The sequence below is a fragment of the Halomonas sp. I5-271120 genome, assembly GCF_030553075.1.
Lineage (GTDB): Bacteria > Pseudomonadota > Gammaproteobacteria > Pseudomonadales > Halomonadaceae > Onishia > Onishia taeanensis_A.
Window position 1 is genome coordinate 24,079 of the sequence record NZ_CP130702.1, and the last position, 25,479, is coordinate 49,557.

32 protein-coding genes are annotated in these 25,479 nt (G+C 58.6%); 25 read left to right on the forward strand and 7 right to left on the reverse strand.

All coding sequences use genetic code 11. The features are described from left to right. Positions 1-1,612 precede the first annotated feature (1,612 nt). The 11 genes from Q2K57_RS17260 to Q2K57_RS17310 all read left to right on the forward strand — a co-directional run bounded on the left by Q2K57_RS17260 (position 1,613) and on the right by Q2K57_RS17310 (position 8,324). Positions 1,613-2,635 (forward strand): S49 family peptidase, encoded by a 1,023-nt coding sequence (locus Q2K57_RS17260; RefSeq protein WP_304526852.1) that lies wholly within the window; start codon positions 1,613-1,615, stop codon positions 2,633-2,635. Positions 2,636-2,790: 155 nt separating this feature from the next. Continuing rightward, positions 2,791-3,162, forward strand: coding sequence for a hypothetical protein (locus Q2K57_RS17265; protein WP_304526853.1), 372 nt, complete (start codon positions 2,791-2,793; stop codon positions 3,160-3,162). Between the two features lie 397 nt (positions 3,163-3,559). Beyond that, positions 3,560-3,979, forward strand: coding sequence for a hypothetical protein (locus Q2K57_RS17270; RefSeq protein ID WP_304526854.1), 420 nt, complete (start codon positions 3,560-3,562; stop codon positions 3,977-3,979). Positions 3,980-4,081: 102 nt separating this feature from the next. Continuing rightward, positions 4,082-5,005, forward strand: coding sequence for a thioredoxin domain-containing protein (locus Q2K57_RS17275; protein WP_304526855.1), 924 nt, complete (start codon positions 4,082-4,084; stop codon positions 5,003-5,005). Positions 5,006-5,220: 215 nt separating this feature from the next. After that, complete coding sequence (locus tag Q2K57_RS17280) at positions 5,221-5,430, forward strand: hypothetical protein (protein ID WP_304526856.1); 210 nt, start codon at positions 5,221-5,223, stop codon at positions 5,428-5,430. 9 nt (positions 5,431-5,439) lie between these two features. Beyond that, positions 5,440-5,769: a hypothetical protein gene (locus Q2K57_RS17285; protein WP_304526857.1), complete on the forward strand. Its 330-nt coding sequence runs from the start codon at positions 5,440-5,442 to the stop codon at positions 5,767-5,769. Continuing rightward, positions 5,769-6,191, forward strand: coding sequence for a hypothetical protein (locus Q2K57_RS17290; RefSeq protein WP_304526858.1), 423 nt, complete (start codon positions 5,769-5,771; stop codon positions 6,189-6,191). Before Q2K57_RS17285 ends, Q2K57_RS17290 begins: the two co-directional genes overlap by 1 nt. Positions 6,192-6,202: 11 nt before the next feature. Beyond that, positions 6,203-6,937 carry a hypothetical protein gene (locus Q2K57_RS17295; protein ID WP_304526859.1) on the forward strand — a complete coding sequence of 245 codons (735 nt, stop codon included), beginning with the start codon at positions 6,203-6,205 and terminating at the stop codon, positions 6,935-6,937. Between the two features lie 77 nt (positions 6,938-7,014). Then, positions 7,015-7,419: a hypothetical protein gene (locus tag Q2K57_RS17300; RefSeq protein WP_304526860.1), complete on the forward strand. Its 405-nt coding sequence runs from the start codon at positions 7,015-7,017 to the stop codon at positions 7,417-7,419. Positions 7,420-7,446: 27 nt separating this feature from the next. After that, the gene (locus Q2K57_RS17305) at positions 7,447-7,971 is read left to right on the forward strand and encodes a hypothetical protein (RefSeq protein ID WP_304526861.1); all 525 of its coding nucleotides are present in this window, start codon (positions 7,447-7,449) and stop codon (positions 7,969-7,971) included. Next, positions 7,968-8,324, forward strand: a complete 357-nt coding sequence (locus Q2K57_RS17310; RefSeq protein WP_304526862.1) for a hypothetical protein — start codon at positions 7,968-7,970, stop codon at positions 8,322-8,324. Before Q2K57_RS17305 ends, Q2K57_RS17310 begins: the two co-directional genes overlap by 4 nt. Here the strand turns inward: Q2K57_RS17310 and Q2K57_RS17315 are convergent. The 3 genes from Q2K57_RS17315 to Q2K57_RS18415 form a co-directional block, all read right to left on the reverse strand. Continuing rightward, positions 8,321-8,668, reverse strand: coding sequence for a hypothetical protein (locus Q2K57_RS17315; protein ID WP_304526863.1), 348 nt, complete (start codon positions 8,666-8,668; stop codon positions 8,321-8,323). The genes Q2K57_RS17310 and Q2K57_RS17315 overlap by 4 nt on opposite strands. A 172-nt stretch (positions 8,669-8,840) precedes the next feature. After that, entirely contained in the window at positions 8,841-10,892 is a 2,052-nt protein-coding gene (locus Q2K57_RS17320; RefSeq protein WP_304526864.1) for a hypothetical protein, read from the reverse strand. Between the two features lie 330 nt (positions 10,893-11,222). Then, entirely contained in the window at positions 11,223-11,732 is a 510-nt protein-coding gene (locus Q2K57_RS18415) for a YkvA family protein (RefSeq protein WP_369700319.1), read from the reverse strand. 186 nt (positions 11,733-11,918) lie between these two features. Between Q2K57_RS18415 and Q2K57_RS17330 the strand changes: the two genes are divergently transcribed. From Q2K57_RS17330 to Q2K57_RS17340, 3 genes are all read left to right on the forward strand, one after another. Then, complete coding sequence (locus Q2K57_RS17330; protein WP_304526865.1) at positions 11,919-13,037, forward strand: DNA-binding protein; 1,119 nt, start codon at positions 11,919-11,921, stop codon at positions 13,035-13,037. Between the two features lie 1,753 nt (positions 13,038-14,790). After that, complete coding sequence (locus tag Q2K57_RS17335; RefSeq protein ID WP_304526866.1) at positions 14,791-16,083, forward strand: hypothetical protein; 1,293 nt, start codon at positions 14,791-14,793, stop codon at positions 16,081-16,083. 144 nt (positions 16,084-16,227) lie between these two features. Beyond that, complete coding sequence (locus Q2K57_RS17340) at positions 16,228-17,535, forward strand: HNH endonuclease (RefSeq protein ID WP_304526867.1); 1,308 nt, start codon at positions 16,228-16,230, stop codon at positions 17,533-17,535. A gap of 21 nt (positions 17,536-17,556) precedes the next feature. Here the strand turns inward: Q2K57_RS17340 and Q2K57_RS17345 are convergent, their stop codons facing one another. The 4 genes from Q2K57_RS17345 to Q2K57_RS17360 all read right to left on the reverse strand — a co-directional run bounded on the left by Q2K57_RS17345 (position 17,557) and on the right by Q2K57_RS17360 (position 20,742). After that, entirely contained in the window at positions 17,557-17,910 is a 354-nt protein-coding gene (locus Q2K57_RS17345) for a type II toxin-antitoxin system RelE/ParE family toxin (protein WP_304526868.1), read from the reverse strand. Positions 17,911-18,249: 339 nt separating this feature from the next. Then, positions 18,250-18,564: a hypothetical protein gene (locus tag Q2K57_RS17350; protein WP_304526869.1), complete on the reverse strand. Its 315-nt coding sequence runs from the start codon at positions 18,562-18,564 to the stop codon at positions 18,250-18,252. Positions 18,565-19,000: 436 nt separating this feature from the next. After that, complete coding sequence (locus tag Q2K57_RS17355; RefSeq protein ID WP_304526870.1) at positions 19,001-20,293, reverse strand: DUF4113 domain-containing protein; 1,293 nt, start codon at positions 20,291-20,293, stop codon at positions 19,001-19,003. Beyond that, the gene (locus Q2K57_RS17360) at positions 20,290-20,742 is read right to left on the reverse strand and encodes a LexA family transcriptional regulator (RefSeq protein WP_304526871.1); all 453 of its coding nucleotides are present in this window, start codon (positions 20,740-20,742) and stop codon (positions 20,290-20,292) included. Before Q2K57_RS17360 ends, Q2K57_RS17355 begins: the two co-directional genes overlap by 4 nt. A 228-nt stretch (positions 20,743-20,970) precedes the next feature. Here Q2K57_RS17360 and Q2K57_RS17365 point away from each other — a divergent pair, with 228 nt between their 5' ends. The 11 genes from Q2K57_RS17365 (at position 20,971) to Q2K57_RS17415 (ending at position 25,369) form a co-directional block, all read left to right on the forward strand. Continuing rightward, positions 20,971-21,393: a hypothetical protein gene (locus Q2K57_RS17365; RefSeq protein WP_304526872.1), complete on the forward strand. Its 423-nt coding sequence runs from the start codon at positions 20,971-20,973 to the stop codon at positions 21,391-21,393. Continuing rightward, positions 21,390-22,073 carry a hypothetical protein gene (locus tag Q2K57_RS17370; RefSeq protein ID WP_304526873.1) on the forward strand — a complete coding sequence of 228 codons (684 nt, stop codon included), beginning with the start codon at positions 21,390-21,392 and terminating at the stop codon, positions 22,071-22,073. The genes Q2K57_RS17365 and Q2K57_RS17370 overlap by 4 nt, the downstream gene beginning before the upstream one ends. A 3-nt stretch (positions 22,074-22,076) precedes the next feature. After that, positions 22,077-22,346 carry a hypothetical protein gene (locus Q2K57_RS17375; protein WP_304526874.1) on the forward strand — a complete coding sequence of 90 codons (270 nt, stop codon included), beginning with the start codon at positions 22,077-22,079 and terminating at the stop codon, positions 22,344-22,346. After that, positions 22,343-22,549, forward strand: coding sequence for a hypothetical protein (locus tag Q2K57_RS17380; RefSeq protein WP_304526875.1), 207 nt, complete (start codon positions 22,343-22,345; stop codon positions 22,547-22,549). The genes Q2K57_RS17375 and Q2K57_RS17380 overlap by 4 nt, the downstream gene beginning before the upstream one ends. Beyond that, the gene (locus tag Q2K57_RS17385) at positions 22,546-23,082 is read left to right on the forward strand and encodes a hypothetical protein (protein ID WP_304526876.1); all 537 of its coding nucleotides are present in this window, start codon (positions 22,546-22,548) and stop codon (positions 23,080-23,082) included. The genes Q2K57_RS17380 and Q2K57_RS17385 overlap by 4 nt, the downstream gene beginning before the upstream one ends. Next, positions 23,079-23,579, forward strand: coding sequence for a hypothetical protein (locus tag Q2K57_RS17390; protein WP_304526877.1), 501 nt, complete (start codon positions 23,079-23,081; stop codon positions 23,577-23,579). Before Q2K57_RS17385 ends, Q2K57_RS17390 begins: the two co-directional genes overlap by 4 nt. Before the next feature lie 3 nt (positions 23,580-23,582). Continuing rightward, complete coding sequence (locus Q2K57_RS17395; RefSeq protein WP_304526878.1) at positions 23,583-23,948, forward strand: hypothetical protein; 366 nt, start codon at positions 23,583-23,585, stop codon at positions 23,946-23,948. Next, positions 23,938-24,207, forward strand: coding sequence for a hypothetical protein (locus Q2K57_RS17400; protein ID WP_304526879.1), 270 nt, complete (start codon positions 23,938-23,940; stop codon positions 24,205-24,207). Before Q2K57_RS17395 ends, Q2K57_RS17400 begins: the two co-directional genes overlap by 11 nt. A 10-nt stretch (positions 24,208-24,217) precedes the next feature. Further along, entirely contained in the window at positions 24,218-24,400 is a 183-nt protein-coding gene (locus Q2K57_RS17405) for a hypothetical protein (RefSeq protein ID WP_304526880.1), read from the forward strand. An 84-nt stretch (positions 24,401-24,484) separates the two neighbouring features. Then, positions 24,485-24,715 carry a hypothetical protein gene (locus Q2K57_RS17410; protein WP_304526881.1) on the forward strand — a complete coding sequence of 77 codons (231 nt, stop codon included), beginning with the start codon at positions 24,485-24,487 and terminating at the stop codon, positions 24,713-24,715. A 9-nt stretch (positions 24,716-24,724) separates the two neighbouring features. Further along, positions 24,725-25,369, forward strand: coding sequence for a DUF2939 domain-containing protein (locus tag Q2K57_RS17415; protein WP_304526882.1), 645 nt, complete (start codon positions 24,725-24,727; stop codon positions 25,367-25,369). Positions 25,370-25,479 lie beyond the last annotated feature (110 nt).

Below are 25,479 nucleotides of genomic sequence, written 5' to 3' on the forward strand. Positions count from 1 at the left end.
GCGTTGTTCGGGACAACGGCGGCTATGACTTCCATGCCAAGCTGCAGCTCGATGTTGTTCGGGACAACGGGGGATGTGACCTCGATCCAAAGCCGCAGCTCGATGCTGTTCGGAACAACCATCACTGTTCAGTCGTGAGTCGTCGTAGCGCGTCCAGAGGTTCACCTTGTTCGCGGCAATTCCGGGAAGTAAGTGTCCGGATCAAGAATGTGACAGGTAAGCGCCAGCATGTTGTTCGGAACAACGGTGCCTCTGACCTCAAGCCTAAGCCGGTGCCGACGCAGTAGGTCCATGTTGTTCGGGACAACGATCGTCTTGTGATGTGAGTTGTGGAGGTTCGCTCAGCAGATCTCGTTGTTCGGAACAACGACTGGCGGTGTGCTCTCGGTCGTATAGGCTCAGGCGCGGTCTGTAATGTTGCTCGGAACAACGGTCGACGTTAGGTGCTGAGTAGTCGTGCCACGTCCAAAGGTTCACGTTGTTCGGGACAAGCCCTGGCAGGGAATCATCCGGATCAAGAGGGTGGTCGATGAGCGCCAGCATATTGTTCCGGACAGCGGCGAATTCCACCTCGACCTGAAGCCCCATATTGTTCGGAACAACGAATGGCGGTGAACTCTGCTCTGTGTTGGCGCTGGCTCGTTGCTTGCCCGTTGTTCGGGACAACGGCGCCTGTGATCTCAAGGCCAAGCCGCAGCCCGATATTGTTCGGGACTACGATCGCCGTGTGATGTGAGTTGTGGAGGCTCGCTCAGTAGATCTCGTTGTTCGGAACAACGGCGGCTGTGACCTCAAGGCCAAGCCGCAGCTCGATGTTGTTCGGGACAATATCGGGCAGCAAGAGTCCGGATCGAGAATGTGCCAGGTGGGCGCCAGCATGTTGTTCGGGGCAACGTCGGCTGTGGTGGCGACAGCAGTGCTAGATTCGCTGGACACGGCACATTGTTCGGACATTACAAATAGCAGGATGGTTTAATCCTCCGGCACGATTTGGGGATTTAGAGAATATAAACATCTCTTCTTATAACCATATAGAATATAACGCCCCGCCAGGTATACCGCCTTGGTGGATTGGGCTTGAAGACAGCCAAAACACGGCGCCGTTTGCCCGGCCGGCAAAATCACCGGCTGTCAGTATCTCTCTAGCATGGCGTCGTAGCAGGGGATTCAAGCCGAGCAAGGATGTGCCGATATTTATTACCCCAGTCGCAGGGAATAAATAAATGTTCGTCAGGCACTTACGCTTTCTGGTCACATCCCGACGGGGACTGATGCACCTACTGAACATCGGTCTCTCGGCTTGTGGTCACGCGCTGGTCATAGGGTGGCTAGGGACAAAGGTGTCAGGTTCTGGTTTTGGGTTCGAGTCCCTGCTCGTGGCGTCACTTGCATTGTGGCTACTGAGTGCCGTCTTCGCATGGCACAGAGGTGGTCGATATGAGGCCATAATCTCGGCGGGGGTAGGGGGCTACATCTTCCTGCTGCACGTCGTGATTTATAGCCAGCTCATGCTCTAGCTCTATGGGAGACACCCGTGACAGAAAAGCGAAACCCCGACGGCACCCCCCCTGGTGACGACAGTCTCAATACATCCCCCGAGTCCGACGCTCCCATGTCTGATCAGCAGGCGATGGAGCTTTCCAAGCAGCTGCGTAAGCTAGAACCAAAGCTCGATCACTGGTTGAAGGTGAACCGAGGGAGCATTTGGGACGGCCCCGCCAAGCTGCTGGCGCAGTTTGCCAAGCTCGTGCTGCCCGTGACCTACGTCCTGGGTCTGCTGCTGTTCTCCGTGCTGGTGACAGATCCCACTAAGCTGCCTTGGATGGATAAAGAGGAGACCGAGGAGCATACCGCCTACGTCGACCTCAAAGGGGCGATCCTGACGGGTAACGAGGCCGATGCCGATCGGCTGATACCTGCCATGGAGAAAGCGCTCGAGGCCGAAGGCTCAGAGGCGCTGGTCGTGCGGATCAACTCGCCGGGCGGTAGTCCTGTGCAGTCCGATCGTATGTATCAGGCCATCCAGGAGTTCCGTGAGGAATACGGCAAACCGATTTACTCAGTGATTGAAGACATCGGCGCCAGCGGCGCTTACTACGTCGCGGCGGGCACGGATGGCATCTATGCCAACCGCTCATCGATGATCGGCTCCATAGGTGTCATCAGCTCCAGCTTCGGCTTCACTGAGCTGATGGATAAACTCGGAGTTGAGCGTCGTACTTTCACCGCAGGTGATAACAAGGACATGCTTGATCCTTTCCACAAGGTTTCTCCTGCCATTGAAGATCATTGGAACAACATCCTGGCCTCAACTCACGAGACCTTCATCGAGCGCGTGAAAGAGGGTAGGGGAGATGTGCTAGCAGAAAATGAACCCGATCTCTTCTCTGGCCTTATCTGGGATGCCCAGTCAGCCTTGGATCTGGGGCTGATTGATGGGATGGGATCACTGCGATCGATCGCATCTGAGCTGGTCGGTGCTGAGGAGTTGGTGGACTACACTCCGCCAAAGCCTTTCAAGGGCTTTAGCGGTGGCCTTGGCATCTCTGCGGAAGGCATTGAGCAGGCCATGGTCGGTTCCTTCTCCCGCATTCAGGAGTCACTCTTCACGCCAAGCCTGTCTGCCACTCCCTGAACCACTACGACATGAAAGCAACGACCCCGGGCTGTCACAGGCCCGGTTTTTTTTTGCCTGACTTCCCGAATCAGGCCTCTTTGGCAGCATGACTGTGCGGCCGGCGACACTGCCGCGCCGCATTGCTCAACCCAAAAGCCAAAGGAGTCTTATTGATGGCCAGCGAAGACAACAAGCGCACCCTCTACATTGCGGCACTGCCGACCACTCACGTCGACAATCGCCATCCCGAAGATGTCGATGTGCCCGGTATCTACAGCGTCAATGAGATCGACGCTGACCTCAGCGACGAGGATGCCGCCAACGTCGCACTCGCTTCTTTCCATGCCCACCAGGGGATGAAGGTCCTGGACGACTATGAGTTCGAAGTCATCGATGGCAAGGCAGGGACTTTCCTGACGCCGTCCTTCGCAGAAGATGTCAGCGAGCATGATTGCATCAAGATCTGTGAATTCGATGATCTGCCTGAAGAGCTTCGCAGTCAGCTCTTCCCCAATGGCATTCCGGCTGGAGCCCTCCAGGCCTGATGAGGCGGTAACGGTTGTTGGTGTGTAACACCGATGGGGCGACGCCCTGGGCCTGCCAGGCTCAGGGCCTTTTTGCTCGAGAGGGCTCTCTGCTCTTCCTGTTTCCCCCTCGCCTGACAAAATGAGAAAGCTCATCAGTACAGGGACTTACGGTATGAATAGAACACAGGGAGCCCCTTTCGTCCTCGCGGCTAGCGTCCTGTTATCGGGATGCAGTGGTTTTGACCTGAAGGAGGCACTCGCATCAATGGAAGCCAGTCCGCCTGCCATGCCGGCACTTCCGGCAGACAGCAGAGCTTCCGCCTACCAGCAGTTCCGATTCTGGCCGCAGACGTGGTTCGACGCGCGCCGGCAACTGCTCACGGGGGAAATCCCGACGCTGCCTTCTTGGGCTCCCATGGCCGAAGAACTCGACTCATCGGTGCCTGAGTGGTTCGGCCGTCGTATGCCCGGGGAGAACCTGCAGCCGTCTGCACCGGTGCCGGCATCGCGAGTGCTATCAGGACCCACCGATGACCTCCTGGCGCTCCCCATCACCAGCTGGACCTGGTCCGATCAGCTCGAGATCTGCTGGCCGGTGCCCGCCACCGTGGAGCGCGTCTATTTCCCCGCGGGAGCGGTGGAGGGCGGTGCTTGTCTGGCAGACATCGAATACGGGTCAAAGGGGTGGCTGGCGCAGGTGGGACTCTTCGATCTGGCCATGCCCGTGGAGGCCTGGGCCGACACGGCGCTGTCATCTGCGTGGGAGCTCTCCAGCTGGAAGGTCGAGGGTTCACAGCTTTATCTGCTGCTGGCGCCAGCGTCGGAGGCCAAATAATCACAAGAGAGCCAAAAAACGGCGCCCAACGACCCGCGAGAGGGTAGGGCGGTTGGGCAGACTAGGTACATTACTTCAACGCCTAGTAAGGACTATCTCGCCATGGCAAAGCAGCAAGAAACCGAGCAGACCTCATCCAGCAACAAGACCCTGATGGCGATCGGCATTGGCAGCACGGTGATCGGACTGGCCGCCGTAGGTGGTGTCACCTATTCCATCGCCAAGCAGGAGGAAACCGCAAGCGATGTCAGCCAGCTGACTCAGAGTGTCAACGCCATGGTGGAGATGCAGAAAAATCAGGCTGATCCGGGAGAAGCCGCTAAGGCTGCAGTCCAGGAACATTTCGCTGCTAAGAACAATGAGAAACGCCAGGCCTTGATGGCGTCAGCGGAAAATGCACAGAACGAGGGGGTTCCTGAAGACAAGCACCTCTACGGTAACCCCGACGCCCGCTTCACCATTGTGGAGTTTGCCGACTATGAGTGCGTTTACTGCCAGCGCTTCCATGAGACGCCCAAACAGATCGTGGACGGTTCCGGTGGCAACGTAAGCTGGGAATTCCTGCATTTTCCCCTAGATATGCATAACCCGATGGCCATGAAAGAAGCAGTGGCAGCTGAGTGTGTTGCTGAAGAACTTGGCAACAAGGCCTTTTGGGCTTTCTCCAACGAGGCGTATGCAACAACTGGCGGAAATGGCAGCGGAGTCCCCGACCTAAGTGGCACTGTCGAAGCACTGGGCATGTCACCTTCGGATCTTCAGGAGTGCATGAGCAACCCCGAGATGCGACAGCGCGTGCAGGACGATCTCCAGAAAGGCGCCAGCGCTGGTGTCACCGGTACGCCGTCCAGCTACATCGTGGACAACGTCACCGGCAACCTCGTATCGATCTCCGGTGCGCAGCCGATGCAGAGCGTGATGCAGAAGCTGCGTGGTCTAGTCGACCAGGGTCGTGAAGGTGGTGAGGCTGGCGCAGAAAGCGCCGCGGCTGCCGACCATGGCATGAACGCTGAAGGCGAATCTTAACGATGCAGATCGCGGTGATGAGCCGGCATGCCCCGGAGGGACTGAACATGGAAAGTATCGTTGCGCGGCTTCGCCAGCATGTGTCGAGCACATCTTTGTCACTCGAGCTGGATAGCCCTGACCGACGCCTGTTTGTGAAGCAGACATCGGCAGCAGGAGCCTCGAGAGATGCGCTCAAAGAGCTAATGAAGGGCCTACGTCTCGAAGGATTCGAAGTGTCTGAGCTCTTCGTGGAGTTCGCCCCCTACAACGGGGCGACTCATATCGTGATGGGGGATGAGGAGGGCATCGAGCTGGTGCCCCGGGACAGCGCCATGGGCCGGGCGCTTTGCCGGGCGGCCTATGTACCGACCCCACGCGAGATCAACGAATCCGATTTTGCTCCACCGCCTGCCGAGGTGGTGGACATCCACAAACATCAGTAGGAGTGATCCATGACACCGTTTAATGAAGCATTTTTCGACAGCAATACCTTCGACAGTACCTTCGATCTTTTTGTGAGCTTTCGGACGGGGCTGATAGAGATCCGTGACCTGGGATTGGGCGGCGTCAGTGTCAGCAGTGACATGGAGAACATCCTGCGGGCACTGGACGAGACCGGGATCGATCTGTCGAGCTTCCGTGTCATGGTGCGAGACAGCCAGGGCTTCTGGGACCAGGTGCTGGTTAAGGATTACGAGGTGCTCAGTGCGCGGTTTGCAGAGACCCTTCCTCATAACTTCCGCGTTCCAAATGCCATTGCTGGCGCTACACGGGTGTCCTGATGAAAGGGGCTTTCTCCTCCAGCGCGAAGACGGGCCTCCTTGTCACGGTGCCTCCGCTTGTCGCGGTATCAGTCTTTCCCCTGACAGGCAGTCTGATCGGTGTCTTCCTGGACAACCCGCCACTGCCAACGGTGGGTGAGATCTTTCGCCTCTTTCAGGACGACCCCGAACAGTTGCTCGTGGCCTTCAAGCATCTCTATCTCGGCTTGCTGTTGCTCTTTGCAGTCCCCCTGAGCGCTGTGTATGTGACAAAGGCCGTGCGCTGGAATGCCTTCAATGCGTGGGTCGACGGTCGCATGCGCCAGCTCGCTTCTCGCATCCCGAAAAGGGCCCAAAAGCCTCTCGTCGGACTTTTCATGCTGGCGACGCTGTTCACCGTGGTTTGGCTGATTCGAACCACGCCGGCTGCGACGCTGTATTAGTGAGATAACACATGTTGAACAAACGACTCGCCACGACACTGGCCGTGGCCGTTGGCGCGGCCAGCTTGAGCAGCATCGCTCAGGCGTCTGTCTGGCCCTATGAGGGGGAAGCCCTCTCGACCGAGATCACTCACACCATCACGGATACCGACACCTCAGTGTCCGGCTTTCGGGTCAGCTTTTCTAACCTCTCCCAGAACATTGGCGGATGGCTTTGGGGTATCTCAGGTGAGTACGTGAACGTCGACACCTCGGTCAGCAGTGACTGGGGGTATGAGATCGGCGGTGAGTTGGGCTATCGCTATGCCAACGTCCTGAAGGGCGTCGACTTCGACCTGATTGCGGGCATCTCCAGTGCCAACGAAACATATGAAGTCCGAGGCTACGAAATCCCGGGTGTCGCCTACGTCTTCAGCCCCTCAGGGGATCCTGAAGTTGTAGAAGTCGAAACGACATGGGCGACGCTCGGTGTCGGTTTCTATGCCCAGGCGACGCGGACCACTGATATGTGGTTCAGGATCGGGGTGCAAGAGGCTCTGGATGCTCAAGCCACACTGGAAACGTCGGGCTATCTGTATGGCAAGGACCTGGATAAGAGCGAGCTCCGTACCCAGTTCGCGTCACTGTCGTTCCGCTTCCTGAATCGTGCACGCTTCCCTGTTCTTGCCAGCATCGAAGGCAGCCGCACTTCCCCGTACGGTGAGCGTGAAGAGAGCCTCACGCTGTCGCTTGGCCTGGAGTTCTAAGTCGGCCTCACACTGAAAGTTTCTGTAACGGGCACGTCTCGCTACAATGCAGCCAAACCATTGCAGCGAGACGTGCCATGTCTGCCAATACACCGAGTCAGTTATCCGCCTCTCCCCCGGAATCGGAAGCATCGGAGGAACCGGGGAAGCGGCTTACCCGTGGGAAAAGCGAAGACGCTGTTCTAGCTCGCTTTGACGCCATGGTTGGCCCGCTCCCGAAGGACGTTCGCAAAGCGCTCTACTACCATATCTGTGCCGCCATCAGTGAAGAGTTGATGACCAGTGGCCACGCGTTTCTGCCGACGCTGGGTTGGCTCACGGTCAATACCATTCCCCAAGAGAATGGCTCCATGGTGGTCCGGCCGAGCTTCAAGGCATCGCGTGATCTGAAAGAAGAGATCCGCAAGCAGGCCCTGGACGCGGTAGGGGAGGGCGCCGAGCGCCAGCAGTCCCCCGGAGACGATACTGAGGAGTCCAACTGACGCGGTCGATCTCCAAGTGATCCGCGCATGCGACTTACCGAACAACAGCTCCAGGCGATGGGATATGCCATCAAGGGCGACAAGGCGGTGCCGCAGCTCGTCGCCAAAGCCGCCCCTCGTGCCGAACAGGCCACCTCCAAGGCCTCTGCCGCCCCCAAGGTGCCAAGGGAAGAAAGTCGCCCTCAGCGCCAGCTCTTCGAGCTTCTGACCCAATCTCCCGTGCTTGGTCACCTCCCTTGGGTCTGGGAGCATGCCAGCCCGATCCCCGATCGCAAGTTCAGCGTCGACATTGCCCTGGAGCTTCCCCGGGCCGACGGCAGCACCACATTTCGAGGCGCACTGGAGTGCGACGGCTGGAACTACCATGGTCGCTACCTCAGTGGGTTTAAGCGCGACCGAGAGAAGGACCGCTTGCTGGCGCTGAACGGCTGGCGCGTCTTGCGTATCAGTGCCGGCGAGATTATGAAGTCGCCCTGGCCGCTGCTTGAGGACATCGAACAGTGGCTGGATATCGAAGTGGCGGGCTGGCGCCGGCAAGGGGAGGTCTCATGACGGAGAAACAGAATCGCTGGGCCTTTCATCTCAGCATTCTGGCCATGGCCGCGGGCATTCATTCGGTGTGCTGGTGGATATGGCAGGGGGGGCGAGGGAAGATCGCAGAACTGCCTGGTTGGCTGCAGCATGTGGCCGGGGTCGGTACCGGTGCCATGATCTCGTATACGCTGCTCCCCATCCTGCTGCTGATAGTGATCCATGGTTGGCAGGCTCGGGGGGTGCTGCGCCCCCGAGTGGTTATGCAGCTGACATGGAGGGAGTGGGGCAGGGGAATTGCCGCACTCCTCAAGGTGGGGGGAATGATCGGCATCTTCGGTGTCTGGATGCCATGGACCTTCTGGGTGGGCTAACTGACGTCCAAAGGCTTGCCATCGTCACTGCCTGCAATGATGGTTTCCGGCACCTGAGCAGTGTGGCGTAGCCGGGCCGCAAAGTGCCGGGCATCGTCAGTGCGTTCTTCCGGCACAAGCAATTTGACTTCCGTTAAGCCGTGCTGATCCATCAGGCGGCTGTACTCATCCTCTAGCTCTCTTACCATCCTGCTGGCGGCACTGTGGCACACGTCGACCTCTGCAGCAGCCTTTCGTACCGAGGGAGCATGGCCGAGCAAATACAGTTCCGCTGCAGCCAAGGCGCGAGGGGCCCCGCGTGTGTTCCGTTTCTCCACCAAAGCTTTGAACACTTCTGGGACCATGCGCATCTCCTATCTTTACAAACCATATCGACAGCTGAGCGCTGTGCTTGAGGCGTCGGGCATCATCATATGCGAATGGTATAAATCGAGAAGTCTGCTGCCCAGCGATCGCGAGAGAGGTTTCAGAACGTCTCCCCCGTGTCGCCGGGGAGACGGGGAGCAGTGGCCGGATTCAGGTCAGGAAGGCGGGGATGAAGGACGGGAAACCCGGGGACAGACCCACGATAGCGAGCAACTCGGTTACCAGGGCATAGGGGACCTGCTGCCAAAGCAACAACGCCTCCCACGTACCCGCCAGCATGGCATGGGCCAAGAACATCACGCCCACGAGCCATGCCAGGTTTCTCGGCCGTCCCCAACGAATCCTGTGATGCCGTGCTCGAGATCCATGAGGTGCGGGAGACAAGCGAGTCTTGAGCCACACTCGGAGAGGAATCCAGTAGCGGCCGTACAGCCCAATCTTGTCGTAGGTGCCGTATTCCTTGAGCTCCGCAATGAAGAATCGCCCCCTAACGGTGTAGTCCCACTCGTAGTGCTCCCAGCCAGTTCGTGGCAAAGCCCAGCGTGACAGCAGCTTGCACAGCCCCAGATAGAGGCCCCAGAGCGTAGTCACCGAGAGCAGCGCGAAGCTGGTAAGGATGCCAGCGGCCGGCAACACAGCCGCCTTGATGGGCTGGATGCCATCTTCCCCTTGGCGCAGCGTATAGAGTCCCCGGGCCTGTTCAAATCGGCTGTTGGATTCGAAGATCCCGGCTACATCGGCACGGTAGTCCTGATAGGTGTAGTCGAGGTCACCTCCGGCCGGGGGGGGCATGGTCATGCCCAGAGCCGCGTCACTGAACGTGGCCCAGGGAACGTACTCGGCGCCCCCGTAGCGCTTGGTCGGAAGAGCTGTGATGTCGAAGGGCTGGCTGGCCACTTGATGCCTGACGACATCCATCCGACGGTCGACGGCCTGCATGACCAGCTTCTTCATGTGGCCGGGGTTCCGGTATTCCCAGCCATCGCGCAGGTAGAGGTCATGCGCCTCCAGGCGATTCTCCACCTCTTTGCGGCCGAGGAAGCCTCCCAGCAGGCGCTTCATCCCCTCCTCAGACTGATAGCGTGACGGGGCCTCGGCCCACAGGCGATCCATGAATCCCTCAGCGATGGCACTGCGGGTGAGCGGGGTATCCCGATCAGCCAGTGCCGGGTAGTTCGCCTCGGCAACGCGCTGAGCCACGGCTTCGCTTTCCACCGGCGCCAGCTGTGTCTGCAGGTAAGCAGCATAGAGCCGGCGCATGCCAAACAGTGTCGGCCTCAAGGCCTCGTAGGCGTCCTGATCGAGCATATCGTCACGCTGCTCATCGAGACGCTTGGCGATGAACGGTGAGGCCTCGATGAGCTCGTAGGCTGGCTCGGGAACGCTGCTGAGTGCCCACTTGAACGGCAGCATCGCGGCCATGATCGAGGCTTGGTACCGGTTGTCGACATGCAGGGCGCTCTGTCCGCCATCCGGCAGGTGTGTGACAGCCGCGGCGGTCATCAGCGAGGCGATAGCATCCTCTTGAGCCGCCTGCGAGCGGCTCTCAGCCCAAGCGTCGACCGCGAGTCGTTGGCCATGGAAGAACGCGAGGAAGGCCATGGCGAAGACCACGACCCGATTCGGGCCACGCATCTTCGCCAGCCGGGCGACAGCCAGACCGCAGCCCAAGGAGGCCAGCAGAGGGGCCTGGATCTCCACATAGCGCTTGTCGAGGAGCGACTCCCCTGAGCCGATGAGGTGGATCAGCGAGGTGTTGAGCCAGAGCTGGATCAGGCCCACGACGAAAGCGGATGCGATGAAGGCTCGAGACCACCACCGCGGCGGAGAGGTCGGTACCGGCCCCGCGAAGCTCGCCAGGGCGGATAGGGCGGCGATCCACCACCAGTCGATCCAGATCATCGCCAAGCCATAGATGACGCCCAAGCCAAGTGCGACCTCCGTGCCCTCTTTGTAGTCGGGGTCGCTCTCTTTCTTTTCCCAGAAGGCACCGATGAAGCCGAGCGTGCTGAACGCAAAGGCCAAGGCCGCTATCAAGTAGATCACGATCGAAACTACGCCGAACATGCCAAATGCTTCGCTGACCCAGCCGGCGAGCAGCGCACACACAACGCCTATCCCAGTGAAGACAAGTCGCTGAAGCCAGAGACTCTCGTCCATCCCCATGTTTGCCGCATTCTCGCTATATCCTCTTCCCGACATCCAGCGCTCCTTGTCATGTGATGCTTCGCATCGTGGTGATGGCTTCGCATTGTCGTATGCCCATGCGGCAGGTACCAGCCGGGCAGTATCGATAGCTTATGCGGTAATATGGTATATCGTATACAGTATTTAATACGGTGTAAGGCAACCGCAAGGACTTGCCGTCTGGCTATCAGAAGCCGCGTCACGGAAAGGTGGGGTCGGCGAAGCGTGTGTCGGTGACACATCGTTGGTGGCGTTGCGGGTGGGGAAGGACGCGCCAGCACAGGCTATAGGGCTGGCGCGGGGATCGGGGAAGGGAAGGTCAGAGAAGTGTCGAGCCAGGCCTGCTCAAGAGAACCATCGCTTCAACGTGGCTTGCGCTTGCGCTACATGCTCATCCTTGATGTGGGCCGCCACGATGCCGATCGCCCCTGCAAGCACGCCGATGTCGTCGGTGTAGCCAACAATCGGGGTGATATCCGGGAGGGCGTCGACCGGCGAGATGAAGTAACCCAAGCCGCCATAGATCGTGGATTTCGCCCAGGTTGGCGTGTCGGGATCTTGTGCCGCGTAGTACATCCGCAGGGCAGGGGAGAGGGCTTTCTCGCCGGCCTTCTTGGCATACGTGGTCGTCTTGTTCCAGAACCCCGCGTCCGAATACTCATCCTTGTGCCGATGTGCTTCATCGGTGCTGTCAGAGCCGAGTGGTTCGTTCTGTTCGCTCGCATCCCCTTCCGAGGTGGAGCTGCTTTCCGCTTGCCCGAGAGTGTCGTCTTCGTCCTTCAGGATCGTGGCATCAGCAGCTGGATCACTGTGGGCGCCGGGCATGTTGCTGTCGTTCGGTTGGTTATCGCTCATGGGTCGTCCCTGTGTAATGAAGTCTCAATGCCCTGGTTGTTATAGCCTTGTGTTCAGGCAGATGTGGGCCGGTCAATATATCGATTGACTGGAAGATCGGCAAAACAGGCAGCGCGAGTCATAATTATCGTTTACGGTATTCAATAACTTTTACGTTGCGATGCAACTGTTTCCCCAGGAGGCCCCATGGCTCAGAAGAAGATCCACTACGACGACGTGTGCGGCGCAGCCGACCAGCTCGTGAGTGACGGCGTGAAGCCCTCATCCAGCCGCATCTACGCCTTACTCGGCCGCGGCTCGCTGACCACTATCACCAAACATCTGCGTCTTTGGGAGTGGGAGCAGAACCAGGCTGAACAACAGGCCGAGCGGGTGCCCGAGATGCCGGCATCGGTTGAGTCTCGAGCCAAGCAATTGATCGAGAATCTCTGGTTGGAAGCCTCCAATGAGGCGACCAACTCGTTTGAGGCGCAGCGCCGTGAGGCCGATCGTCAGATTTCCGCGGCGAAACTGGATGTCGATGAGGCGGTGGCCTTGGCTGATCGCGCACAGGAAAAGCTGGCAAAGGAAGAAGAGCTCAGGGTGACAGCAGAGGCTGTTCAAAAAGCTCTTGAGGCGTCACTCGCCGATGTCCAGGCACAGTTGAAGGAGGTCAGCACGGAGCGTGATGCGCTTCAGGAATCCCAGGCATCTCTTTCTGAGCAGCTTGAGATAGCCCAGCTGACCATCGCTAAGCAGGAACGGACGATTGCCGAGAAGGAGACCCTCGAGCGTTACAACGCCACCCAACTCGAAGAGTTGAAGGCGGACAACACACGCTTGTCGGTAGGGGAGGCCGAAGCACGCCAGGAGGCGACACAGCTGCGTCACGGGTTGGATGAAGCCCAGGAGACTAACCGTTCGCTCGAGGAACGGTTGGCTGCCTCCCATGATCGAGTCCATGAGCAGGAGCAGACCATTGCAGAGCTGCGCTGGCGCGAGACCCAGTCGAAGGAACAGATGGGGTCATTGAAGACAGAGCTTGGCCAGCTCCACCAACAGCTCGACGCGTCTACCCAGCGTTCGGACAAGCTCGAACGCGACCTGGAGAAGCGATCGGAGAAACTGGACGAGATTCGAGCCGACCGGGACCGTGTGTCTGGCGAGCTGGCCACAGCCAATGCACGGGCTGCAGAACAAGCCGGCCGAGCGTCTGCCCTGGCTGAAGAGAACGCTCGGTGGCGAGAAGAGGCTGCCGCAGCAAGCAAGACAACCACCCGGCGTGGGAAGCCGGCAGCCGACAAAGAGCCGGGCAGATCAAAATAGTACGTCAGGTGGAGTTTTCTAGGGCCCGGCAAAGAAATCTAAGAAAAGGAAAAGAAGAAGGGGAAGGACAAAAGAAGGGCGAAGAATTTTCGTTATAAAACAGTTTCTTGGATAACTTGGCGTGACAGATACCCTTGAGATGATGCGTTGGATTCCTCCAAGCAGTTGCGCCACATTCCTTGTGGCAGTTGCGCCAGATACCTCCTAGTCCATGACGGCTCACAACGAGCTGCGACAAATACCTCTCACTAGAAAAGCCAATCAGTGACGAATACCTCCAAGCATTTGCCGCCATATCGCCGTTGTGGTGACACATACCTTCTAGCTGGCCGCGAGTAGTGACGAATACCTTTAAGCACCTGGAGCCATTTTGCTCTTCTAAGTGTTTGATATTGGCCATTGCGACAAATACCTCCGGGATGATGCGACAAATACCTTCAAGGCAAGATCTCGCTAGGGAAGCAGCTCGAGGCGCTGGGGAGACACCCTGTCCGAGAAGCTTAGTTCAGCGCTGATCCCGCTACATACATGAAGGTTTCGGTCACACCTGCAAGGCCTTGCTGTCCTTCCAATGCCAGTAGATATCGTGCACCACGGCGGATCAGGCCTGAGGTTAGAGGTATCTATCACCGCTGACATTCAACCCGAGCTAGGAGGTTTCTGTCGCCGCTGATGCTCGTGCTGGAACTAGGAGGTATTAGTCACCACTGACGTTCGGCGATGCCTTGGTGGAATCCGTCATCCCAGCCAGGCGCTAGTGGCAGCACTAGGAGGTATCTATAGTCATTGGCTGGCGCTCACGGCAGAACTGGTAGGTATCCGTCACCGCTGACGTTCAGGCCCAAGCTAGGAGGTATATGTCGTCGCTGGCTGGCGCTCAGAGGAGAACTGAGAGGTATCTGTCACCACTGGCGTTCGTGCGAAAGCTTGAAGGTATCTGTCACCACTGCCGGGCTGCTTCAGGTGGGGGATCAATGCCCGCAAGCGTTGGTGGCTGCGGTTGGAGGTCTTCGTCACCACTGGCGTTCGCGCTCGAGCTTGAAGGTATCTGTCACCACTGGCGTTCGTGCGCAAGCTAGAAGGAATTCGTCACCATTGGCATTCGCGCTCAAAGCTTGAAGGTATCTGTCACCACTGGCGTTCGTGAGCAAGCTAGGAGGTATTCGTCACCACTGGCGCTCGTGAGCAAGCTAGGAGGTATTCGTCACCACTGGCGCTCGTGAGCAAGCTAGGAGGTATTCGTCACCACTGGCGTTCGTGAACAAGCTAGGAGGAATTCGTCACCACTGGCGTTCGCGCTCGAGCTTGAAGGTATCTGTCACCACTGGCGTTCGTATCCAAGCTAGGAGGTATTCGTCACCGCTGGCGTTCGTGCGCAAGCTTGGAGGTATCTATCACCAATGCCGTTCATGCCCAAGCTAGGAGGTATTCGTCACCACTGCCGTTCGTGCTCAAGCTTGAAGGTATCTGTCACCACTGACGTTCAGGAGCCGGCTAGGAGGTATGTGTCACCACTGCCGATCTGGCGCCACCCAGAGGCACCGGGCCTCCCAGTCTCTCGAGCATAAGCATGGAGGTATTTGTCAAGCTTTCAACAGATGACGCCCAACCCCCTTATAATTGGTTAAAAAACAAGTGGTTATATGCAGTCGTAGAGCTACAGCGTTTTTATCGCAAGTGGTGACAGATACCTCCTAGTCGCCGACCTGTGTGGCGTTTATCCTCATTCAGGACGACTAAGGAGGGGAGCCCGATGGCTAGAGCGGATGCAGAGCTAACAACAAAAGAACTGCAGGAGCTACGACGCAAGAAGCTGGAACAAATAGAAGGCAAGCCAGTGGCCGCCGGCAAGAGCAACAGGGAGCTGGGAAAGCCCATCCCTGATAGCGGCGTCGAGCAGCTAGACCTCCATCTCCGCCCACCAAGAAGCCCCCAGCCGGAGTACCACCTGGATGGCTACTCCGACATCAAAGACTTTCAAGGGGTTATCGCGAACAGTGATGCTGAGCGCGATAAGCTTTCAAGCCTCTTCACGGCTTGGGAGAACATCCCCAAGTATAATGGCTCGGCCATTTCTGGGATCGGTTCCAGCTCTTCATCTGATCTCGACATCGTCAATCACAAGTTCAGCCACGACGGTGATGAGTACGAGATGGTGCTCACGCCAGCAAAGCTGCAAGAGCAGCAGGGTAACGTCCTCACCAAGGTGGAATACTATCCTGGACTGACGGAGGAGCTGGTGGAGATGGTCCTCGTCAAGATGGCCATGGACGAAACCGACCTCTATGACGACCCCAACCTCTCTGCTGGACGTGCCTATGGCGTGTCTTTCTCTCTTTCTGGGCTCCGTGCTGCATTAACCGCAGAGAAAAAGACACGCAGCTATGCTGAGATCGTTCGGTCACTCAACATCCTGAACAAGTGCTCTTTGGAGCTTCGGATCAACGGGGTCAAATCAGCGTCTGCCCCTATCTTTCCCGAGCTCTTTAGCTCCACTGAGAGAGGGCACAAGCCCACGGATCCCTCTGGCCGGTGGGCGGTACGTTTCCATCCCTTGATCTCAATGGCGATCAGCAACCGCAACTATCGCCAGTACAACATCAAGCGGCTTCTCTGTACCGACAGCAAAGCGGCGCTCTTCCTCAGCAAGATGGTGCTGACGCAAGCCAGGAACCTGGCGAAGGAGATTCCATTTCGTATCTCTTACCAGGAATTCGTCCGACACAGCGGTGAGCTCAACTATACCCGTCGCAGCGACGGCATCCGCAAATTCAAGGCGATCATCAACTCACTGATCAAGCAGGGCACCTTGTCAGAGGCCAACTATCGGGAAATTCGAGGCTGGAGAAACAGAATCGAAGACCTGGAAGTAGAGCTGTTCGGTAGCAAGGATCTGATCAGCGAGATCAAACAGGGTCACTTGAAAGAAAAACTAGTCTTGCAGCGTTATGAAGAAGAGCGCTTGCGGCTTGAAAAGCGTGAGCAGGCAAAGGACCAGCGGCGGAGAAGCAAGAAACCTCCAGAAGTTACCGCCGAACAGGCCTGATGGTTCGCCATAGCGGTTCCAGAGGCGGCTGAAGGGCTTTCCTCTCGGCATGGTCACCTAATATCAGGTCCCCCTGATCGATGAGGTGCAGTTGGTCTTAGCGTCTGCTCGACACCCCATTCTGAAAAGCGGTGAGTTGTGCGGATGTCTAGTAAGCGAAAGCGCCAGCGGGCTGCTGAAGCCGCCAGATCGAGAAATATCACCAGAGCGAAAAGGGCAACTGGGGGTGGTTATAATTTCTTTCGCCTGATGGAAATCCTGGCCGAGCGCCGGGTTGCCTCCCATATTTTCGCTGCAAAAGATCTCGAAGGCCTCCAGACATTCCAAGAGATTGGGAGCCATCACGGACTCACGAGTGCAGGCATTGGCTCTCTTCAGGAAGCCGCAAGCGGCGATGTCGATGAGTATCCGGCCCTTGGGTACTTATGGGTCTACGAACCAGAGGATCTGATCGATTTGACCCTCGAGGAGGTTCAAATCGTATGGTCGCATCGTAACAAGCTCTGTGGATCCAGAGAGGCGGCGGCCGAAGCCTTGGCCATCATTGAAGTCGATAATGGTACGGTCGAAACCTACCAAGGGTGGCTTTCCTACATGGACTTCGATGAGGTCCGAGAGCTGGCTCCTGAAGTGGATCCATTCGGGCGGGCACCCGTTCGCGAGCTCGATGATGGCGAGGAGTCAAGCCAGGTCGATACGCCGGCTCCTTCTATTCTTGATGATAGTGAGCTTGTGTTCCCGCCATTGACGCGAATGGACCTAGCGGAGCTGAGCCTTGAAGAACTCAAAGATGCCTGGGAGCGTCGCCCAGCCAGTTTTGCCAGTTTAGAGGCTGCCTGTGGAGCGCTGGCACAGCTTCGGAAACAAGCAGGAATCGCTCCCGAAACCGGCTGGCGACATCTCATGACTCACGGTGAGATCGCTAAGCTTGCGGGTGATCTCCCTGATCAGGATGGGGAAGACAGCGCTCTTGAGCTGGATCGCAACGATATTCCCAGCCCGCCTACGCCAAATGCCGACGAACTGCGTGCTGATAAGCGGACACGGCGCCAGCAACAAGTAGTCGTTAGGGAGGGGCAGGCAGGCTTCCGTCAGGACGTGCTAGATAACTATGGGCACCGCTGCTGCGTCACTGACTGCCAGGAGACTTTGCTCTTAGAGGCCGCCCACATAAGCCCTTATACCGGGCCGCACTCAAACCACCCCGCTAATGGGTTGTGTTTGCGCGTCGACATACATCGTCTGTTCGACCGATACTTTATTTCGATCGACCCTGATAGCTGGCGCTTGGTGGTCACTCCTCGCCTAGCTGATGAATCCAGTTATAGAGACTTGGATGGTTTGCGCTTGCCTCGCGGACGTATCCCCGTCTCACGAGAGCTGGTGGCTGAGCATTATCGACGGTTCCTGGACAGTCTACCCATAGGCTCGGCTGAGCCAGGCTATATCTGAAGGCCCCAGTTCGTCCCTGGTTTACGCCACCAGTTTTAGACGCTGCACTGTCAGCTTTTTCACCTTGTCCCGCATCACGTTGTCCTTCTTCCGGTAGATGTTGAGGACGTGGATCTCCTTCCCTTTGCTCTGCACGTACAAGGCCCGGTAGGTACCGCTCGGCACCTTGATACGAATCTCCCTCACGCCGGGTCCGACCGCTGACATCGGCTTCCAGTCCTCCGGATCCTGGCAGAGCTGCAGCCGGTCCAAGTTGTAGCCGATCGCTGAACGAGCATCCTTCTCGAGATCGCGCAGGTAGTCGAGTGTGTTCGCCAGGAAGTTGACGCTCTGACGCTTGATGCCGTTTTTCGGGAAGTTGATGACGTTGCTCATATCGTTGGCTCCTCATGGGACCTCTGTGCTTGTGGTTGTCATGAGCAACGATACTGCAGAGCTCGAGATCCAGAAGCCTGAACCAGAGAAAGGGAACCTCCTGAAAGCGTTTGGTGTTCCGATATTTGCTAAGTCAATGTTGGAGGACAATACGGTTTTTCTGGCACAGAGACGCAGTAGCAGCGGGGAGCTGTATGGCTTTCGGCGCTGGCAGACGTCCCAAGGAGGCCTCGATCCATAACCCGAAGACTTGGTTGCTGTAGGCGATGGCCGGGAGGAAGTGCAAAAGAGAAAGAAGCCGGCATTGCCGGCTTCTTTCTGGATGAGAGGGGGCAGTGGCTATGTGAAGCGTGTGCGACCCGGGGTAGGGTGAGCATGGCCGGCATGAGTTTCTTCCAGCCACTCCGACAGAATGGACTGCTGGTGGGGGCTGCAGGGGGCAATGCTCGTATAGCGTCCATTCGATGTCTGGAGCTGATCGAAGCGACCATCGCTGTCACGGTAATACAGCTTTCGCCGTCCTAGGCCTCCCACCATGGCTTCGACTCTTGGTACGACACGCCCCGCATCGTTGGTAATCGATTTTGGGCCATCAGCGTCCAGGATCAACACGAAGGTATCGGTCTCCAGCGCCAGCTCAAAGTGGGCTTGCATGATCACTTCAATTCCCCTCTATTCCCTGTGCTTGCAGCGTCGTCATGGATCCGGATCCAGCTATCTTGATGTATCTGCCTGTTCGGCAGAGCGATCACTTTCACAATGCAACCTACTAGCGGCCTTTTCGGCAGAATACGGGGCGCTATCGCCCGTACCTCTTACCAGCTGCCTGTGCGGCAGGGACTGTGCGGCAGGGACCCTAGTTCAGAACGTCCTGTATCACAACTTCATCTTTTCAGCTGCCACTCGGCAGGGACCGCCCAATGCGGCGCCAGCCGAACTCGTTTGGTGCGATTGCAGCAGTGAGTGGCACTTCCAACCCATGCCACGCGCGCGGAAACCGCTTTATCACCTCCGCTATTGCTGAAGTTATCCATCTACCCTGTTTCTCTGTCGCGGTGCTACCCAAGCCTGCCGTGACAGGGGCGCCGTTTCAGCGGGCCACCGGTAAGTCTTCCCAGCGTGTCGTGTAGTGGGGGGAGGCGAACTGCCGCTTCATCTCCCAGCCATGTTGTGCCCCTGCTCTGGCCACCCTGACGGCGCCTCTGCCCATCTTTCGGTTGATGTCGTCCATGACGCTCATGACAGCGGGGCTCTCGGGGCGCTGCCCAGGCGCAAACAGGTCATCCGTGCGGTTCTTCGCCGGGACGAACTGGCTGAGCTGGATGCCTGCCTTGGCGAACTGCACTCCAGGCCGGTATATCCGGTCGACGGCCTCCATGGCCGCAGCAGTGAGATCGCGGGTGTCGCTGGTCGGGGAATTGAAGCTGATGATCTGGCTGGCGCTGTACGGCTCACCGGTGCGGGCGAAGGGGGAGGTGCGGGCAAAGACGCTCAGGCAGTGGGTGAGCGATCCCTGTCGGCGCAGCTTGGCAGCGCCCCTGGCCACATACGTCGCCACCGCCGACGCCAATACCTCCTTGTCCTGCACCTTCTGCCCAAAGCTCTGACTCGAGATGATCGTTTGCTGAGGCACAGGGTCATCCTCGAAGTCGAAACAGCGCTCACCGCAGAGCTCTCGCGCGGTGCGCTCCACCGTGACGCCGAAGTGGCGCCGTAGCAGCCGCTTGTCGGCCATGGCCAGCTGCCAGGCGGACGTGATCCGCAGGTCACTCTCGAGACGCTTCGTCAGCCGGGGGCCTATCCCCCAGATTTCGCCAACGGGAGCCGCCTTGAGCAATTTCTCCAGGCGATCATCGAGGCGGATGTCGACCACGTTCCCTGTCTGATGCGCCCATTTCTTCGCTGCCCAATTTGCAAGCTTTGCCATGGTCTTTGTTGTGCCGATACCGACTCCCATGGGCATGCCGATCTGCTTCATGATGGAGGCCCTTATCTCACGTCCCCAGGGTTCCAAGTCTCCCGAAATGGGAGGTGGGGAGACCCATGCTTCATCGACACTATACGGCGAAACGCGGCCAGCCTCTCGCGCCAGAAGCGTCATGATGCGGTCACTGATGCTTTGATAAAGAACAAAGTTCGCACTATACACATATAGCTTTCCCGCCCGGTATAGCGGCGCTACTTCATGCCATGGTTGGCCCATCGTGATACCCAGCCGCTTAGCTTCTGCTGATCTGGCGACGATATTGCCGTCATTGACGCTTAAAACTACTGCCGGATGCGCAGCCTTCCATGGCTCGAAAATCATATGCGTTGAGACATACATCGCGTTGCAGTCAAAAATGGCCAATGGCACACCGGAGGTATTAATTTCCGTTGTCATGTTTGACTAAGCCGGTGCAAATTGTAGGTGCATACTCCCCATATTTGCACCTCTTCTTCCTCGCCGAAGACGACAGGCGGATGATCTCGATTGGCAGCCTCCAGCCGGATATCTCCGCCGTCGCTGACCACCAGACGCTTGACCAGAAACTCCGCCCCCACACAGGCCATCACCACGTCGCCAGAGCGGGCCTCGCGGGCGCGATCCACGATCAGGATGTCATGGGGGTACACACCTGCCTCAATCATGCTCGTCCCGGCCGCCCGTACCAGAAACATGGAGGGCTCGCGCAGGTGTACCAGGTCGTCAAGCGACAAGGGCGGCTCGCTCACATGCTCGGCGGGAGAGGCGAAGCCACAAGACGCGCCCTCAAAGAGCGGAAGCTTGGTGCCATCAGCACTCGGCGCCAGCGGCCCGAGAAGCTCGGCGGATTGGTCAGATTGGCTCATCGGCGGCCCCTCTTGGTGCTGGTCAAACATACAGTATAACCCATGTGGCAGTGAAACTGAGAATCCGTCGCTTAGTTACCGCCATCTCGCCTTAGGCTTCCCGATTTGGCGACGTTCGATACATTGGAGCTGCACTTCGGCACAGGATGTGTGCGGGGTGTCAACGGCAACGTGGCCACAAGAGCCGCGCCGACATGCAGAGAACAGCCAACGACTGAGGAATGCCCCATGAGCCTAAAAACGACCGATAGCGATGCCGACTTCATCGCAGCCGCCCGTGAGCAGTATCAGGATGACGGCACCCTCGAGGTGGATCACGGAGCCGCCGTGTCGCGTGGCGACGACCCCGGCCACTACGTCCAGGCATGGGTCTGGGTCGACGCGGAATACCCGACCGACGAAGAGCTGGAGGCGATGGACGCGGCCAACGAGGTGCAAGAGCAAGAGCGCCAGCAACTTGTCGAGCGACTGATCGAGGACGACATCACCAACATCCGCCAGATGCTACTCGAGGATGACGACAGCTATCTGCGCTCCATCCTGCGCCACGGTGAAAAAGGGCTCGGGGCCACCGATGTTGATGCACTGCGTCGCTTGGCCCAGGGGCGCGGCCTGATCAATGAGACGGACGACAGCGAGGAAGCCGCATGATGCATGCCACGACTCATTCGCCGCGACCGACAACAACCGAGCAGGACAACACCATGGATTTCTCCCTGACGCTGAACGGCACCATCGACCCGACCGGCGCCGATCCGGACGGCCCCCCAATGACCGAGGCAGAGCTGCGCGAAAACCTCGAGAGCGCCGTGCTGAAGATGATGGGAGAGGGACTGATCACTCGAGCGACCTCCGGTGCTCTTGAGCGCTATGAGCCAGAGGTGAAGATCGCGAGTAATACAGACACCAAGAACATCAACTTCACTATGACTCTGACCGGCACCATTGACCCAACTGGCGCCGCGTCAGGTGGCTCGCCGATGACCAGGGCAGAGCTTCGCCTAAACCTCGAGAGAGCGATCCTGGTGGTGATGGGGGACGGTCTGATTACCCGCGCCACGTCCGGCACCCTTGAACGCTATGAGCCACAAGTGATGATCGCTAATCCTTCCCAGCGAACTGCCGAGATCACAAGCATCGACCAGATTCGTGACGGCGACGAAGCCACGTCCTTTGCCCTAGATGGCCTTGTCCATGATGCCGCCTCTGAGATGGCGAGCAACGCCAACAATGGGGGTGCCCGAGAGCAGGTGGAGTTTCTCCGCACCCTGGCGGGCTGGGATGACGACGCCATCATCAAGGCGTTCAACGACGCATCGGAAGAGGGCTGATTCATGGCAAGCCAACACGAAAACATGACGCAGGCCACCACCGGCCTGATCGCGGGAGGCACCTCGGGAATGCGGGGCGAAGCCGCACTGGCTCAAGACCTCCTGATGCTGGCCATCGCTCACATGCCGCAAGACAAGCTGGAGCAATGGGGCAGCAGCGTCCTCAGTGAGATAGAAGACGGCTGCTCGCCTATCGCCGATGCCCTCGATGCAGATGATGCCGAGGACGTGGTGATGGCCTTCCGGAAAGCCGTGAACAAGGAGGCAGCATGAGTCACGACGCCTGGGAGTGCGCCAATCACATGCACCTGAACGAGGGCGACGACATCTGCGCTCGTTGCGGGACCGACCTGAACCCGGCATCTCCAACGCCGGAGCAGAAGCGGGCATGGGTCGAGGCAGTGAATGCGAACAGAACCGAGCTGGGCCTGTGGGAGTGGGTCGCCGAAGAATACGACGAAGAGGATGCGGCATGAGTGAACGAAGCGACCACATCGAGGGCAACGCCGCAGCACAAGGGCTCGGAGCCTTGATCCAGACCCAAGTCCTTGCGCCGTGCTGCGAGCTGTTCAGGCACCTGGAGACAGACGGCTATATCGACGCGCTCGAGGATGAGCTGAGCATGGTGCGCTCGGCGCCGGATTTGTCCGAGCCGCCTGAGGGCTATGCGGTGATCGAACACGATCCCGACAATCATCATGGCGAGCGTTGCTGGGTGTTCGATACCCCCGGCGACGACTGGAAGCCCGAGAATGGCGAGTTTGCCTCCGAGCGTCAGGCTATCGCTGGCGCGTGGCACCACTGGTGGGAAGTCCATGGCGAGGAACCGCCGCGCAAGGAGTCCGTCGAGCGGTGGCTCGTGACAGAAGCCCTGGCCAATCGTCTCGCTGCCAAGGGGGAGCCGGTGGGCAAAGTCCTCGGACAGTGGATGTGGGGCCGCACGGACTGTGGTGAGTTGCACCACGACGCGACACTGCAAGCCATCGCCAACCAGGAGAATGGATCATGACGATAGTCAGCGAAAAGGCGGTCGCAGAAGGACTGTCGCTGGGTGCCATCCTCGGGGACAGTCGCAACCAACCCCTGCTGCGGACCGCAGCGGCGCTGATTGGTGATGGCGCGGGACAAGAGATCGAGGCCAGCGCCGAGTATGCCCGAGGGCAGGTAGAGCTGATCAGCGATCTCCTGGGGATTCCAGCCGAGCGCCGGGCTGACGTGCTCGAGCACCTCAAGGGAATGGCAGGTGCCGAACCGATGACCGTGCAGCAGGCCACACACACCGATCCCGCTGGCGCCAGCTACCTCCTGAGGCTGACACCACAGCAGCTCGATGATGCGAAGGCCCTGGTGGATCGCGGCTTGGAGGACGTGGATCGCTACCTCAGCGAAGGCGACCTTGTAGCTGATGGGTACGAGCCCGACGAGATCGAGAATCTGCGTGACCTGGAAGCTCGGCGAGGTTCTGACGTTCAGGTGGCATTGGCGCAAGCGGACAAGGGGGACTGACCCATGAGCGATACCACCGAACTGTTTGCCCGCTACGCTCAGCGCAAAGTAGACACCATGGGCATTGAGGACATCATCAAAGATGTGAAGGCCAGGATCGAATTCGATCTGGCCGAGATGCCGACAGAAGAGGCACTCGAGACGATCAAAGCTAATGGGTTTGAAACCATGCTTGCGGGCCAGGAGAAGTGTCCCATGCCCGTAGAAGAACGGCGACAGGCCATCGTGGACGACTGGTACGACACCTGTCTGTCGGACAGCGGCTTCCTGCGCTCCGTCCTTCAGGATCGGGTAGCCACGATGACCGAGGCTGAAGTGGCTGAAGCCTACTCTGACGCCGGGCTCGGGAGTAATGACCATGACTATTGAGAGCAAAACCATGGCCGTGATCAGTACCAGCCACATTCCCGAGGATGAAGCGGAAGAACTGACCGAGGCCATTCGCCAGGACGCGATCCATGGCGCCATGCAGCGGGCAGATGGGTGGCTGCTGCGCACGAAACGACACATCAGCGACCTCCCGGCCATCAGCCATATCCTCGGCTACCTGGATGCCAAGGGCTTTGACTGGGTGCTCTTCGACAAAGACGCCGACCCGTGCCCCGAACTGACCATTGACGGACATTAAGGACGACACCATGACCGCAAGCGAATTCGATCAACATCCCGAACTGGGCACGGACTTCTGGGGTGAGCATCCAGAGCATCCCCTGGACGTATGGCAGAGTGAGGTGGCCGACGACGATACCCGGCTGGGCTACTGGGCGTGGGTTTTGGTGAGGATCGAACAGGAAGAGGAAGACGAAGAATCGGAAGGGTGATCCCGTCCACCTGAGCCTTCGATCATCCGGCCACCACCCCGACAGAGGGTGGTGGCCATTCATGCATAGCAAGGACGATCTCCGATGGCACCGGAACGAGCATATCTATGGTTCAAACGCAGTTGCTGGCTACTCGCGACCTTTCTCCTGGCCACGATGGCCTGCCTTGTCTTCGACTGGCCCTCTCACTGGATTGCCGTGGTCGCCTCATTCACCTTCGCAGAGGTCACACGCCGCATCGCGGCAGAATCTCGCCCTGAGGTGTCCCTGCGCTGGCGCGATGTGCTGGGCCATCTTTTTGATCGGGGCCGCTGAGCAAAGCCCATGACGTTGCTGGCCGGGGGCGATACCCTGAGCCCCGCAACTTCACCCCCTGACATGGATGTGATGTACATGAAGAAGACCCTGGCCGTGATTGGCCTGACGTCGGTGGTCGCCATCGCCGGTAGCCCCTACCTGACCAGCTATCAGATGAAGAGCGCTGCCGATGCGCGGGACGGCGAGGCCCTGGCCAAGCACGTCAACTTTCCCGAGTTGCGGCAGAACCTGAAAGACCAGATCAACCTCATGATCGCCGAACGCGCCGAGCAGGAAGTCGGTACCAATCATGGTGCCATCGCCATGCTGGGGGCGGCCGTGGGTAGTCTGCTGACGGACAAGCTGGTGGAGTCCTATGTCACCCCTACGGCTCTGGCAGCGAAGCTGGATGGTCGTCCTGAGGGGGCCTCGTCTGCCGGAGAGCCGTCGAGAGAGCAGGGCACAGGTAAGCCCGGCGAGGAAGAGGAGGACGGCCTGCTGCCCGACAGCCCGTTCGGCGACGCCAGCCTGGGCTATGACGCATGGGATGAGTTCCATATCGTCGTGCACAACGATGACGGCGAGCCCCTGACATTCGTGTTGCACCGTCACATGGGAGTCTTCTGGGAGCTGACCAACATCGTGATCCCCTCGGCCGCACTGAGGGGCTGAAGCGGCGAGGGCCGTTGCTGATAGGGAACGAGAAGAGGCCGGGGATTCCCCGGCCTCAGTGCTTTCTTAGCGGCGACACCGACATTGCGCCAGGTCGCCTACGGCATGCA

What these genes read in the sequence shown, in the direction of transcription:
- Q2K57_RS17415 (WP_304526882.1), top strand. Translation starts at nt 24,725, where the DNA reads ATGACGTTGCTGGCCGGGGGCGATACCCTGAGCCCCGCAACTTCACCC.
- Q2K57_RS17410 (WP_304526881.1), top strand. Translation starts at nt 24,485, where the DNA reads ATGGCACCGGAACGAGCATATCTATGGTTCAAACGCAGTTGCTGGCTA.
- Q2K57_RS17385 (WP_304526876.1), top strand. Translation starts at nt 22,546, where the DNA reads ATGAGTGAACGAAGCGACCACATCGAGGGCAACGCCGCAGCACAAGGG.
- Q2K57_RS17375 (WP_304526874.1), top strand. Translation starts at nt 22,077, where the DNA reads ATGGCAAGCCAACACGAAAACATGACGCAGGCCACCACCGGCCTGATC.
- Q2K57_RS17275 (WP_304526855.1), top strand. Translation starts at nt 4,082, where the DNA reads ATGGCAAAGCAGCAAGAAACCGAGCAGACCTCATCCAGCAACAAGACC.
- Q2K57_RS17355 (WP_304526870.1), bottom strand. Translation starts at nt 20,293, where the DNA reads ATGACAACGGAAATTAATACCTCCGGTGTGCCATTGGCCATTTTTGAC.
- Q2K57_RS17390 (WP_304526877.1), top strand. Translation starts at nt 23,079, where the DNA reads ATGACGATAGTCAGCGAAAAGGCGGTCGCAGAAGGACTGTCGCTGGGT.
- Q2K57_RS17345 (WP_304526868.1), bottom strand. Translation starts at nt 17,910, where the DNA reads ATGAGCAACGTCATCAACTTCCCGAAAAACGGCATCAAGCGTCAGAGC.
- Q2K57_RS17305 (WP_304526861.1), top strand. Translation starts at nt 7,447, where the DNA reads ATGCGACTTACCGAACAACAGCTCCAGGCGATGGGATATGCCATCAAG.
- Q2K57_RS17380 (WP_304526875.1), top strand. Translation starts at nt 22,343, where the DNA reads ATGAGTCACGACGCCTGGGAGTGCGCCAATCACATGCACCTGAACGAG.
- Q2K57_RS17400 (WP_304526879.1), top strand. Translation starts at nt 23,938, where the DNA reads ATGACTATTGAGAGCAAAACCATGGCCGTGATCAGTACCAGCCACATT.
- Q2K57_RS17290 (WP_304526858.1), top strand. Translation starts at nt 5,769, where the DNA reads ATGAAAGGGGCTTTCTCCTCCAGCGCGAAGACGGGCCTCCTTGTCACG.
- Q2K57_RS17315 (WP_304526863.1), bottom strand. Translation starts at nt 8,668, where the DNA reads ATGGTCCCAGAAGTGTTCAAAGCTTTGGTGGAGAAACGGAACACACGC.
- Q2K57_RS17405 (WP_304526880.1), top strand. Translation starts at nt 24,218, where the DNA reads ATGACCGCAAGCGAATTCGATCAACATCCCGAACTGGGCACGGACTTC.
- Q2K57_RS17370 (WP_304526873.1), top strand. Translation starts at nt 21,390, where the DNA reads ATGATGCATGCCACGACTCATTCGCCGCGACCGACAACAACCGAGCAG.
- Q2K57_RS17270 (WP_304526854.1), top strand. Translation starts at nt 3,560, where the DNA reads ATGGCCGAAGAACTCGACTCATCGGTGCCTGAGTGGTTCGGCCGTCGT.
- Q2K57_RS17260 (WP_304526852.1), top strand. Translation starts at nt 1,613, where the DNA reads ATGTCTGATCAGCAGGCGATGGAGCTTTCCAAGCAGCTGCGTAAGCTA.
- Q2K57_RS17350 (WP_304526869.1), bottom strand. Translation starts at nt 18,564, where the DNA reads ATGCAAGCCCACTTTGAGCTGGCGCTGGAGACCGATACCTTCGTGTTG.
- Q2K57_RS17340 (WP_304526867.1), top strand. Translation starts at nt 16,228, where the DNA reads ATGTCTAGTAAGCGAAAGCGCCAGCGGGCTGCTGAAGCCGCCAGATCG.
- Q2K57_RS17285 (WP_304526857.1), top strand. Translation starts at nt 5,440, where the DNA reads ATGACACCGTTTAATGAAGCATTTTTCGACAGCAATACCTTCGACAGT.
- Q2K57_RS17330 (WP_304526865.1), top strand. Translation starts at nt 11,919, where the DNA reads ATGGCTCAGAAGAAGATCCACTACGACGACGTGTGCGGCGCAGCCGAC.
- Q2K57_RS17365 (WP_304526872.1), top strand. Translation starts at nt 20,971, where the DNA reads ATGAGCCTAAAAACGACCGATAGCGATGCCGACTTCATCGCAGCCGCC.
- Q2K57_RS17360 (WP_304526871.1), bottom strand. Translation starts at nt 20,742, where the DNA reads ATGAGCCAATCTGACCAATCCGCCGAGCTTCTCGGGCCGCTGGCGCCG.
- Q2K57_RS17335 (WP_304526866.1), top strand. Translation starts at nt 14,791, where the DNA reads ATGGCTAGAGCGGATGCAGAGCTAACAACAAAAGAACTGCAGGAGCTA.
- Q2K57_RS17310 (WP_304526862.1), top strand. Translation starts at nt 7,968, where the DNA reads ATGACGGAGAAACAGAATCGCTGGGCCTTTCATCTCAGCATTCTGGCC.
- Q2K57_RS17320 (WP_304526864.1), bottom strand. Translation starts at nt 10,892, where the DNA reads ATGTCGGGAAGAGGATATAGCGAGAATGCGGCAAACATGGGGATGGAC.
- Q2K57_RS18415 (WP_369700319.1), bottom strand. Translation starts at nt 11,732, where the DNA reads ATGAGCGATAACCAACCGAACGACAGCAACATGCCCGGCGCCCACAGT.
- Q2K57_RS17395 (WP_304526878.1), top strand. Translation starts at nt 23,583, where the DNA reads ATGAGCGATACCACCGAACTGTTTGCCCGCTACGCTCAGCGCAAAGTA.
- Q2K57_RS17300 (WP_304526860.1), top strand. Translation starts at nt 7,015, where the DNA reads ATGTCTGCCAATACACCGAGTCAGTTATCCGCCTCTCCCCCGGAATCG.
- Q2K57_RS17265 (WP_304526853.1), top strand. Translation starts at nt 2,791, where the DNA reads ATGGCCAGCGAAGACAACAAGCGCACCCTCTACATTGCGGCACTGCCG.
- Q2K57_RS17295 (WP_304526859.1), top strand. Translation starts at nt 6,203, where the DNA reads ATGTTGAACAAACGACTCGCCACGACACTGGCCGTGGCCGTTGGCGCG.